Origin of the sequence: Vibrio sp. V19_P1S1T109 (genome assembly GCF_002241375.1) — a bacterium.
GTDB lineage: Bacteria > Pseudomonadota > Gammaproteobacteria > Enterobacterales > Vibrionaceae > Vibrio > Vibrio anguillarum.
In genome coordinates this window covers 1-12,094 of record NZ_NDIM01000090.1, presented here as the reverse complement: position 1 = coordinate 12,094, position 12,094 = coordinate 1, and the positions used below count along the sequence as shown (strand labels likewise).

The 12,094-nt window shown below is 47.1% G+C and carries 10 protein-coding genes; all 10 read left to right on the top strand.

What is annotated here, in order from left to right; translation table 11 throughout:
• The first annotated feature begins 10 nt into the window (after window positions 1–10).
• Window positions 11–1,477: a sigma-54 dependent transcriptional regulator gene (locus B9J87_RS04285; protein WP_017045739.1), complete on the top strand. Its 1,467-nt coding sequence runs from the start codon at window positions 11–13 to the stop codon at window positions 1,475–1,477.
• 129 nt (window positions 1,478–1,606) lie between these two features.
• The gene (locus B9J87_RS04280; protein ID WP_013856306.1) at window positions 1,607–2,665 is read left to right on the top strand and encodes a sensor histidine kinase; all 1,059 of its coding nucleotides are present in this window, start codon (window positions 1,607–1,609) and stop codon (window positions 2,663–2,665) included.
• Complete coding sequence (locus B9J87_RS04275; protein ID WP_094149462.1) at window positions 2,665–4,074, top strand: sigma-54-dependent transcriptional regulator; 1,410 nt, start codon at window positions 2,665–2,667, stop codon at window positions 4,072–4,074. Before B9J87_RS04280 ends, B9J87_RS04275 begins: the two co-directional genes overlap by 1 nt.
• Before the next feature lie 84 nt (window positions 4,075–4,158).
• A complete protein-coding gene (fliE, locus tag B9J87_RS04270) occupies window positions 4,159–4,470 on the top strand; it encodes a flagellar hook-basal body complex protein FliE (protein WP_026028064.1) in 312 nt (103 codons plus the stop codon).
• Window positions 4,471–4,484: 14 nt separating this feature from the next.
• Window positions 4,485–6,227, top strand: coding sequence for a flagellar basal-body MS-ring/collar protein FliF (gene fliF / locus B9J87_RS04265; protein WP_013856309.1), 1,743 nt, complete (start codon window positions 4,485–4,487; stop codon window positions 6,225–6,227).
• Window positions 6,220–7,269: a flagellar motor switch protein FliG gene (gene fliG / locus B9J87_RS04260; RefSeq protein ID WP_013856310.1), complete on the top strand. Its 1,050-nt coding sequence runs from the start codon at window positions 6,220–6,222 to the stop codon at window positions 7,267–7,269. Before fliF ends, fliG begins: the two co-directional genes overlap by 8 nt.
• Window positions 7,270–7,299: 30 nt before the next feature.
• Window positions 7,300–8,103 (top strand): flagellar assembly protein FliH, encoded by an 804-nt coding sequence (gene fliH, locus B9J87_RS04255; protein ID WP_094149460.1) that lies wholly within the window; start codon window positions 7,300–7,302, stop codon window positions 8,101–8,103.
• The gene (gene fliI, locus B9J87_RS04250; protein ID WP_094149458.1) at window positions 8,103–9,425 is read left to right on the top strand and encodes a flagellar protein export ATPase FliI; all 1,323 of its coding nucleotides are present in this window, start codon (window positions 8,103–8,105) and stop codon (window positions 9,423–9,425) included. Before fliH ends, fliI begins: the two co-directional genes overlap by 1 nt.
• A gap of 3 nt (window positions 9,426–9,428) precedes the next feature.
• Complete coding sequence (fliJ, locus tag B9J87_RS04245; RefSeq protein ID WP_010318709.1) at window positions 9,429–9,881, top strand: flagellar export protein FliJ; 453 nt, start codon at window positions 9,429–9,431, stop codon at window positions 9,879–9,881.
• A gap of 172 nt (window positions 9,882–10,053) precedes the next feature.
• Window positions 10,054–12,094, top strand: a 2,041-nt coding sequence (locus B9J87_RS04240) for a flagellar hook-length control protein FliK (protein WP_094149456.1), incomplete at its 3' end; no start/stop codon positions are given.

The window sequence follows — 12,094 nt, the reverse complement described above, 5'->3', positions numbered from 1 at the left end:
ATTCTCACCTATGCAAGGTTTAGCAAAACTGCTTGTGATAGAAGACGATCCGCAGATCCGTCTCAATCTAAGTAACATTTTAGAATTTGTTGGAGAGCACTGCGAGGCGATCGAGTCATCCCAAATCAAGGATATTGATTGTTCAAGATTGTGGGGGGGCTGCATTATTGGATCGCTAAAAAGTGAGCAGTTAACTGATGAGATAGCTCAGTGGTTGACTAAGGCCAATTATATTCCACTTCTAATGGCAAACAAGCAGCCATATTCATTGGAAGAATTTACTCAATACGTCGGTGAACTTGAGTCACCTCTTAATTACCCTCAACTGAGTGACGCATTACGACATTGCAAAGAATTTTTAGGACGCAAAGGCGTGCAAGTTCCCTCTACATCGCGTAAGAATACCTTATTTCGTAGCCTTGTAGGCCAAAGTCATGGTATCCAAGAAGTTCGCCATTTGATTGAGCAAGTCTCAGGCACAGAAGCCAATGTGTTGATCTTAGGTGAATCTGGAACGGGCAAAGAAGTGGTTGCGCGTAACATCCATTATCATTCTGCACGCCGCAACGGTCCGTTTGTGCCGATTAACTGTGGTGCGATTCCGGCTGATTTACTTGAAAGTGAATTATTTGGTCATGAAAAAGGGGCGTTTACCGGAGCGATAACCGCGCGTAAAGGTCGTTTTGAGCTTGCCGAAGGCGGTACTTTATTTCTCGATGAGATCGGTGATATGCCGATGTCGATGCAGGTAAAGTTGTTGCGTGTGTTACAAGAGCGCTGCTTTGAACGTGTGGGCGGTAACACCACCATTAAAGTGAATGTGCGTGTGGTGTCAGCGACTCACCGCAATTTAGAAAACATGATTGATGATGAATCATTTCGTGAAGATCTTTACTATCGACTCAATGTTTTCCCAATTGAAATGCCAGCGCTAAAAGATCGCAAAGACGACATCCCATTGCTGTTACAAGAACTCATGACACGTATGGAAGCGGAAGGTGGACAGCCATTTTGTTTTACCCCGCGAGCTGTCAATTCGTTAATGGAACACAATTGGCCGGGCAATGTTCGTGAACTAGCGAATTTAGTTGAGCGGATGATCATTCTCTATCCAAATAGTCTCGTCGACGTCAATCATTTACCAACTAAATACCGCTATAGTGATATTCCAGAATTCCAACCAGAGCACAGCTCTTATGGTTCTGTTGAAGACCAAGAACGTGATGTGCTGGCGGGTATTTTCTCTGAAAACTTCAGTTTTGAAGACGTCGAAGAGATGCACGAAAATCTCAACGCACCGCAGTCATTGCCTCCTGAAGGCGTGAATTTGAAAGAGCTATTGGCGGACTTGGAAGTCAATATGATCAACCAAGCCCTTGAAGCTCAAGGCGGAGTGGTAGCGCGTGCCGCTGATATGCTGGGTATGCGCCGTACGACCTTGGTTGAAAAAATGCGTAAATACAATATGCAACGGTGATTCAAAAACAGCATGGGTAAAGTTTAGTCAATATATTGGCAGTGGATTAATTCTTTGATTTTAAAGAAAAATAGCCTGGCATGTATTTTGCGTGTTAGGCTATTGTTGTTTTATAGGTAGAATTTCGACATGCAGTCTCCTGACACACCCATTAATCAATCTCACTTGGATTCTGTAGAGGATCAAGTTGAGCGCTATAAACAGGTTCTTGATGTGATGCCTGCTGGCGTCATTTTGCTCGATACTCAAGGCGTAGTCAGAGAAGCTAACCCTGAAGCTCAGCGGTTATTGCAAGTCCCATTGGCGGGTGAAAAATGGTATTCCGTCATTCAAAGTGCTTTTGCGCCGAGAGAAGATGATGGGCATGAAATCTCGCTGCGCAATGGTCGTAAAGTGAGATTAGCCATTTCAGCATCAGCAACAGGCCAATTGATATTAATCACCGATTTAACCGAAACTCGGTTACTTCAATCACGCATCAGTGATTTACAGCGCTTATCCTCACTCGGTCGAATGGTGGCGTCTTTGGCACACCAAGTTCGCACACCGTTATCCAGTGCCATGCTCTATGCCTCAAATTTAGGTGCGCCTAACTTGCCAAACGCTACAAGAGAGCGTTTTCAGTCTAAGCTGATGGATAGGCTTCATGATCTTGAAAAACAAGTCAATGATATGTTGTTGTTTGCCAAAGGTGGTGACAATAAAGTCATTCAGCCGTTTACAGTGACAGACTTGGTCAGCGAATTTGTTCCCATGGTGGAAACGGCATTAAAAAATAGCGCAATTGATTATCATCAGGAAGTGGAACAAGAAGGGACTGTGGTGTTAGGTAATGCAAATGCCATTGCCTCTGCACTGAGTAACTTAGTGATGAACGCAATACAAATTGCGGGTAAGGCGTCGCAAATTGATGTCTTTTTTCGCCCGGTAAATGGTGAGCTGAAAATCTCGGTACAAGACAGTGGCCCGGGAGTCCCTGCTGCGCTGCAAAGTAAAATTATGGAACCGTTTTTTACCACTCGCTCACAAGGAACGGGGTTAGGGTTAGCGGTGGTACAAATGGTCTGCCGCGCCCATGATGGGCGATTGGAATTAATTTCAGAAGAAGGGGAGGGTGCTTGCTTTACTATGTGCATTCCACTCGAGCGTCATGCCCCTTCTTCACCAACAGAGACTGGAGAAGGATGATGGCTCAAAGCAAAGTCTTAATCGTTGAAGATGATGAAGGTCTACGCGAAGCGTTAGTCGATACTTTGGCGCTGGCCGGTTATGAGTGGCTGGAAGCTGATTGCGCCGAAGATGCACTGATTAAACTCAAAGCACATCCTGTTGATATTGTTGTCTCTGACGTTCAAATGGCTGGCATGGGTGGCCTTGCACTGCTGCGCAACATCAAACAGCATTGGCCCAATTTACCCGTGTTGCTGATGACGGCGTACGCCAATATTGAAGATGCGGTCTCGGCGATGAAAGAGGGCGCCATTGATTACATGGCAAAACCCTTTGCCCCCGAAGTGCTACTCAACATGGTTAGCCGTTACGCGCCAGTGAAATCGGATGATAACGGTGATGCGGTTGTTGCAGATGAGAAAAGCCTGCGCTTATTGTCACTTGCCGACAAAGTGGCAAAAACCGATGCTAACGTCATGATTTTGGGCCCAAGCGGCTCTGGAAAAGAGGTCATGTCTCGCTACATTCATAACTCATCTCCGCGTAAAGATGGGCCATTTGTGGCGATCAACTGCGCCGCCATTCCAGACAACATGCTCGAAGCCACCTTATTTGGTTATGAAAAAGGGGCATTTACAGGAGCGGTACAAGCTTGTCCGGGCAAATTTGAACAAGCACAAGGTGGGACCATTTTACTCGATGAGATCAGCGAGATGGATCTGAACCTACAAGCAAAACTGCTGCGTGTACTCCAAGAGCGTGAAGTGGAACGCTTGGGGGGGCGTAAAAGCATTAAGCTTGATGTCCGCGTATTGGCGACCAGCAACCGCGACCTAAAGCAGTATGTGCAGGAAGGCAATTTCCGTGATGATTTATATTATCGCCTCAACGTCTTCCCAATCTCATGGCCAGCGCTACGTGACCGCAAAGGGGATATTGAACCGCTGGCTCACCACCTTGTAGAGCGTCACTGCACTAAACTTGGTTTACCTGTGCCTCGTATCGCGCCGCAAGCCATTAACAAGTTGCTTAGTTACGCTTGGCCGGGCAACGTCCGTGAACTTGATAACGTCGTGCAACGCGCGCTGATCTTGAGCGAGCAAGGAGACATTGCAAGTGAACATATCTTGTTGGAAGGGGTTGATTGGCAAGATGCTAGCAGCCTGCAACAAGTCGTAGAGCGCAGCGATATTGCCACACCAGAGATTAAGCCTGTAGCACAAGCCGAAGTGAACAAGCTGTTTAATAACAATGGCGCTGCATTGGGTGATGAGCTGAGAGTTCAAGAGTACACCATTATCATGGATACTTTAGTCGAGTGCCAAGGCCGCCGTAAAGAGATGGCAGATAAGCTCGGAATTAGCCCTAGGACACTGCGTTACAAATTAGCAAAAATGCGTGATGCAGGAATTGATATCCCGAATTAACCCCAAAGTGGGTGATGGCATATAAATTGCTGCATCACAGAAAGAAGCAGCACAGCAGTCAAAGATTTGGCGTTAGAGGTAGCAATGAGACTTGATGGTTTAAACAGCGAAATGCAAACAATGATGTTGGAAGCAACCAATGCTCGTCCTACGGCAACTGGACAAAGTGTGAGTGCTGATTTTGGCGACATGCTTTCCAAAGCCATTAATAACGTGAACAGTTTGCAAAAGACCTCAGGTAATTTACAAACCCGCTTTGATCGGGGAGATGAAAATGTCTCACTATCGGATGTGATGATTGCTCGTAACAAGTCGAGTGTAGCCTTTGAAGCGACGATTCAAGTTCGAAATAAACTTGTCGACGCCTACAAAGAACTCATGAATATGCCCGTATAAATTAGGTAGCCGCCGTGGCAGAAGATAAGCAAACAACCGATCTTACCGTGACCAGTGGTTCTGACCACGCTTTAATGGCGAGCTCAGATCTAGACATGGACACGCAAAACCCAGATCTTGAAGAGAAGAGTTCATCCAAAAGTGATTTTGCGATGGGCGACTTGGACTTGTTGCGCCAGGTGGTGTTAGTCCTCTCTATTTCCATCTGTGTGGCACTGATTGTCATGTTGTTCTTTTGGGTTCGAGAACCTGAAATGCGCCCGCTTGGCGCTTATGAAACCGAAGAACTTATTCCTGTCCTCGATTATCTTGATCAGCAGAAACTGACCTACAAATTAGATGGTAATACTATCTTAGTGCCATCCAGTGAATACAACAGCTTAAAACTCAACCTCGTCCGTGCAGGGTTAAATCAAAACAAGCAAGCGGGCGATGAAATCTTGATGCAAGACATGGGCTTTGGTGTTTCTCAGCGCCTTGAGCAAGAGCGCCTTAAACTTAGCCGTGAACGTCAGCTTGCCAAAGCGATTGAAGAGATGAAGCTCGTCAACAAAGCTCGTGTGTTATTGGCGCTGCCTAAGCAAAGTGTATTTGTTCGTCATAACCAAGATGCTTCTGCCTCCGTATTTCTTACCTTGCGAACTGGCGCGAACCTTAAACAAGAAGAGGTCGACTCTATTGTCGATATGGTCGCCAGCGCTGTGCCAGGGATGAAACCCAATCGAATTACCGTGACTGATCAACATGGTCGGCTGCTCAGCTCAGGCTCTCAAGACCCCGTCTCTTCTGCTCGTCGTAAAGAACAAGAACTTGAACGCAAGCAAGAAGAGGCGCTGCGTGACAAAATTGATTCGGTATTAATCCCAATTCTAGGCTTTGGTAATTACACCGCCCAAGTGGATATCCAACTGGATTTCAGTGCCATTGAACAAACGCGTAAACGCTTTGACCCGAATACGCCAGCGACACGCAGCGAATATACGCTTGAAGACTATAACAACGGCAATGTGGTGGCTGGCGTTCCAGGTGCATTAAGTAATCAGCCACCTGCGGATGCTTCTATCCCACAAGACGTTGCGCAGATGAAAGATGGCTCGGTACTTGGGCAAGGTTCGGTCCATAAAGAAGCCACGCGCAATTTTGAACTCGATACCACCATCAGTCATGAACGCAAACAATCGGGTGTGGTGAATCGCCAAACCGTTGCGGTGGCGATTAAAAACCGACCATCGGTTAACCCAGAGACTGGCGAAGTCACCTATACTCCCCTGAGCGAAAGTGAAATTAGCGCCGTGCGACAAGTATTGATTGGGACGGTTGGCTTTGATGAAAACCGTGGCGATTTGTTGAATGTCTTGAGCATGCAATTTGCCGTGCCTGAAGTTGAGTCAATGGTTGATGTCCCTATTTGGGAGCATCCAAACTTCAATGATTGGGTACGCTGGTTTGCTAGTGCCTTGGTTATTGTGGTTGTGGTGCTGGTGCTGGTTCGCCCTGCGCTGAAAAAACTGCTCAACCCTGCTGCGGATGATGATGACCCAATGTACGGACCTGATGGTTTACCGATTGGTGCTGATGGTGAAACCAGTTTAATTGGCAGTGGTATTGATGGCGGTGATCTCTTTGAGTTTGGTTCCGGTATTGATTTGCCAAACTTACACAAGGATGAGGATGTACTGAAAGCGGTGCGTGCTCTAGTGGCCAATGAGCCTGAACTTGCGGCTCAAGTAGTGAAGAATTGGATGCAAAATGCCTGATAATAAAAATAAGAGTGGAACAGAAGTGACAGAATCATCGGTTGATATTTCAACAATTTCTGGTGATGAAAAAGCGGCTATTTTGTTGTTGAGCTTAAACGAAGAGGACGCCGCTGGCATCATCCGCCATCTTGAACCTAAACAGGTACAACGAGTCGGTAGCGCGATGGCGAAAGCGAAAGAGCTTAGCCAAGAGAAAGTCGGCGCGGTGCATCGTGCTTTCCTCGAAGATATTCAGAAATACACCAATATCGGTATGGGCAGCGAAGACTTTATGCGTAACGCGCTTATCGCTGCATTAGGTGCCGATAAAGCCAATAACTTGGTCGATCAAATTTTGCTTGGCACGGGTTCAAAAGGGTTGGATTCATTGAAATGGATGGACCCACGACAAGTGGCGAGCATCATTGTTAATGAACACCCACAAATCCAAACCATTGTTTTATCGTATTTAGAACCGGATCAATCGGCTGAAATTTTGGCGCAGTTTGCTGAACGTGACCGTTTAGACTTATTGATGCGCATTGCCAACCTTGAAGAAGTACAACCTTCGGCATTGGCTGAGTTGAATGAAATCATGGAGAAACAATTTGCCGGTCAAGCGGGCGCGCAAGCGGCGAAAATTGGTGGCTTGAAAGCCGCGGCTGATATCATGAACTACCTCGATAACAATATCGAAGGCATCCTCATGGATCAGATGCGTGAGCAAGATGAAGACATGGCAACGCAGATCCAAGATCTGATGTTCGTGTTCGAAAACTTAGTCGAAGTGGACGACCAAGGCATTCAAAAATTGCTGCGTGATGTACCGCAAGATGTACTGCAAAAAGCACTTAAAGGTGCTGATGACGCATTGCGTGAGAAGATCTTCAAAAACATGTCAAAACGTGCAGCTGAGATGATGAAAGATGATCTGGAAGCCATGCCTCCGATTAAAGTATCAGATGTCGAAGCGGCGCAAAAAGAGATTCTGGCGATTGCACGTCGTATGGCCGACAGTGGCGAAATTATGCTGTCTGGCGGCGCAGACGAATTCTTATAATCTAACCCTGACTCAACAATAGGTAGCATTATGTCTGGAGAAAGAAAACGCGGCTTTTTACGTTTAGATGCAGACGCTAATATTGAACAAGCCAAAAAGTGGGGGTTGCCGGACTACGGCGCAGAGATCAATAAAAAAGCCAAAGAAACGGCAATGAACTACGACCCCGGTTGGATGCCAAGTTTTGATGAGCCTGTGGTTGAAGAGCCGCTGCAACTCAGCGAAGAAGAGATTGGCCAGATCAAACAAGGGGCTTATCAAGAAGGTTTGCACCAAGGCCAAGAAGCCGGATTCAAACAAGGTTATGAAAAAGGCAAAGAAGAAGGGCTGATTGCAGGACACCAAGAAGGTGTTGAGCAAGGCAAAACCGAGGGGGTCGCTGAAGGGCAAACTCTCATCCAGCAGCAGGTTGATATTTTCGTTGGTCTTGCCAATCAATTTGCTCAACCGCTAGAGTTGATGAATGCCCAAGTCGAAAAACAGCTGGTCGATATGGTTTTAACCTTGGTCAAAGAAGTCGTTCACGTTGAAGTACAAACCAATCCGCAAGTGATCTTAGATACCGTCAAATCGTCGGTTGAGTCCCTGCCTGTATCCGGTCATGCCATTACATTAAAACTCCATCCAGAAGATGTTGAAGTGATTCATTCTGCTTATGGCGAAAAAGAGCTGGATTTCCGAAACTGGACATTGGTCAAAGAGCCGGCATTAAATCGCGGTGACGTCCAGATTGAAGCAGGTGAATCGAGTGTGAATTATCGGATGGAAGATCGCATTCGTAGCGTGTTGAAAAGTTTTTGTGGCACCAATCGTCACCAACAAGGTGAGCAATAGTGTTGTCTCTTGCCGATCGCCTTAGTCAATACAAAACCGAAGGGTTAACCTGCCGCCCAATGGCATCGGGCAAACTGGTTCGTGTGGTTGGTTTAACCCTTGAGGCTACGGGTTGTAAAGCCCCTATTGGTAGCTTATGTAAAGTAGAAACCATGTCCGGAGAAATGGAAGCGGAAGTGGTTGGCTTTTCTGGCGATAACCTCTATCTAATGCCCAGCGAACAGATAACAGGCGTACTGCCCGGAGCTAAAGTTACCCCAATGACAGGGGACGCTGGCCTACCAGTCGGGATGGAACTGCTTGGACGGGTAATTGATGGTGTCGGTAACCCACTCGATGGGCTGGGGCCTATTTATACCGAAAATCGCGCATCGTTTAATGCTGACCCCATCAATCCATTAGCTCGCAAACCCATAACAGAACCTCTGGACGTTGGCCTAAAAGCGATCAACGGTTTACTGACGGTGGGTAAAGGGCAGCGGATTGGTTTATTTGCCGGTTCTGGTGTCGGTAAGTCGGTAACGCTTGGCATGATGACTCGTGGCACAACCGCTCAAGTGGTGGTGGTGGGGCTGATTGGTGAACGTGGCCGCGAAGTAAAAGAGTTTATAGAAGAGATTTTAGGCGTTGATGGACGTCAACGTTCAGTTGTAGTAGCCGCGCCTGCGGACTCCTCACCGCTGATGCGTTTAAAAGGCTGTCAAACCGCGTTAGCGATTGCGGAATACTTTCGTGATCAAGGGTTAGATGTATTGCTACTAATGGACTCGTTGACTCGTTTTGCCCAAGCGCAACGTGAAATTGCGTTATCTGTGGGTGAGCCGCCAGCCACAAAAGGTTATCCGCCATCGGTGTTTGCTAAACTGCCCGCCTTGGTTGAACGAGCGGGAAATGGCGGTCCTCACCAAGGATCGATTACCGCTTTCTTTACCGTGCTCACCGAAGGGGATGATCTACAAGACCCGATCGCTGATGCATCGCGAGCCATTCTTGATGGTCACATTGTTTTATCACGTGAAATGGCCGATGCCGGACATTACCCAGCGATTGATGTAGAGAAATCGGTCAGCCGTGTTATGCCACAAATCACCACCGATGAACATCTGTTGATGTCGAAAGCGGTGCGTCAGATACTCTCCATCTGCCGGAAAAATCAAGATCTCGTCTCTATCGGTGCTTACAAGCCGGGGACGGACCCTGCGATTGACAGTGCATTTACGCTAAAACCTAGGCTGGATGAATATTTGCAGCAAGGGATGAAGGATTCGGTTCCTTACGACATGTGCGTCAATATGCTCAAGCACGTTTTGCAAGTGGGGTAATCGATGGATAACGCACTCGAGTTTCTGCTTGATCAAGCCAAAGACAAAGAAGAAAAAGCCGTGATGGCGTTATCTAAATCGCGTGATGAGCTAGAGAGTTATTACAAGCAGTTAGCGCAGATTGAACAATACCGACTGGATTATTGTCAGCAGCTTATGGAGCGCGGCATGTCGGGTTTGACGGCGAGCCAATATGGACACTTAAACCGATTTCTTACCCAGTTAGATGAAACCCTTGTCAAACAAAGAGATGCAGAACAACACTTCAAAAATCAGGTAGAGAACTGCCAAGAGCATTGGATGGAAGTGAGAAAACAGCGACGCTCTTACGAATGGCTCATTGAAAAAAAACAGATAGAAGCGCAACGTCTGCAAGATAAACGAGAGCAGAAGCAGATGGATGAGTTTTCTACACTGCTCTTTAGTCGGCAACGTTCTAATCAACACAAGTTTTAAGCAACATAAGTTTTAATCAAAATAAGTTTTAAGTCACTGACGCCTCAAGTCGTCAACGTGTCCAATAAGATGGGTGTCATACTTTCTTATCGATATTGAAGGCTTGGCTCATTTCTTGCTTCTGACTAATCACGGAGTTCATTAGGTTAATCCACTGCGCCATCGTCAAAAAATGATGAAACATGGCTTACTGGCCAATAATGAATCCGCGTCATCCTCTGTTTTTAGTGCGAGCATCATGGATATGAATGTAAATATTACAACACCATCCGACACCTCTAAAATGGCCAGCGTGAGTAAAGCAGGCTCTGATGCGGTGAGTGAAGGTTCTGAATCTCAAGGTTTTTTTGAAAAACTGACCGCCCTCATTATGGGTCGTAGCACTGAATCTTCGGCAGAAACTGACTTTAAGGCGCTTGATGAGGGAGCTGTGCTCACCGATGACGTGGCAGCCCAAAGTAGCGATGCCTTGTTAGATAAAGAACTTGGTGAGGCATTGAGTGAAGAGGCCGATGTTGATACCGCGCAAACAAAATCACCCCCTTCAGTAGAGGTTGATGACTCCGCTCTTCAGCAGAAAACAGCACAAGTGATGAGCGATGGCGATGAAATCCTTGGCCGTTTAAATAGCGCCAATCAAGCACTTGCTGACCAAAACGGCAAAACCTTGCCACAAAACACTCATCCGGTAGACGTGCAAATCGACGACAACGCAGGTGACTCCTCGGATCAAGTGGAGCAAAAAACGCCAGCGGCTGCGCAAATATCAGCACAGGATGCATTCGCTAAACCCACTACTGAATCAGTAGCACCGGCGTCAGTGAATGAGCAAGCTCCATTATCTGATCAGCACATCACGGAACAAGATGCAGAGCGTGTGCTGCCTATTCAGCAGGGCAAAGAGCGTTTGATGGCTGCGGAAGGTTCACCTACGGCATCAAGCTTAAACGCAGAGACTGAAGAGAATGGTGAACTCATCCTGCCGGAATCAGTCCGAAAATTCATTCAGCCGCCTCAAGCTACAAAGTCAGTGCAAGCAAGCGCTTTGTCGCAAGCGATAGAAGATGAGGCCACTTTACTTGCCACAACTGAAGTTGGCGATGCAGCAGTTAACGCGGTGGCAAAAAGTGACAACACCATGCCCATAGAGCCATCACCTTTGGTTGAAGCGCAAGCACTTGATTCACAATTGACAACAAATTTAGCAGAGGGCAAGTTGCCACTCTCTCCATCTACGAATACACCTCAAACCGATTCGGAAAATGATCAGCAAGGACTGCCCACAGAGGCGTTATTGACTGCCGCTGCCATTCCTTGGGCGAACACAGTTGTTGCCGAAGGGCAAGCATTACCTCTAGATGTGGCACAAAGTGAAACGGTCCTCAAGGGTAAAAATACGCCGGTTTCATTAGCCCATTCTGTTCAGCAAGCCTTAGCTCAGCAACAATCTCAAACCATGCAGGCTGCCGTGGCGGCAGACAAAGCCGCACTAGCATCGTCACCTCTTGTTACAGCAAGCAATGAGTTATCCAATGTACAAATACAACAGTTAGCGAATGCGGCCGCGATACCAGCTGCAACCCATGCCGAATTGCCACTCAACCCCGCGCTATTCAAAGCCGGATTAGGCGCGAAAGCGTTATCGGGTGTGAATGATGCAGGGTCGGCTCAAGAGCAAAAAGAGGGCACATTAGCGCAGCAGCTTTCGAGTGCTTTGGGGCAACATGGTTTGAACGCGACGCAGAGCCGTGCTGACAACTTGCAAGCCGCGCAACAGCCTCCTTTGTTGCTTAACCGAGAAATGGCCAGTGAGCAAATGGCGGAACGGCTGCAAATGATGATGTCGAAAAACCTTAAACATGTCGATATTCGCTTAGATCCACCGGAATTGGGGCGTTTACAAATTCGTATGAATATGAATGGTGATCATACGACGGTTCATTTTACGGTCGCTAACCATCAAGCACGTGATGTGATTGAACAATCTATGCCAAGGCTACGAGAAATGTTGGCACAACAAGGTGTGCAGTTGGGTGAGACCTCTGTCCAACAACAGAGCGCTGGTCAGCAACAAGCGCGCTACACTGCCGACGGGGATGCCCAATCTGGTCAATTGGCGCGCAACGGAAGCTATTTAGACGAAGAAAACCTTGATACAGACGTCAAACTTGATTTGAATGTCGCATCAAAGCGTGATGGAATCAGTTATTACG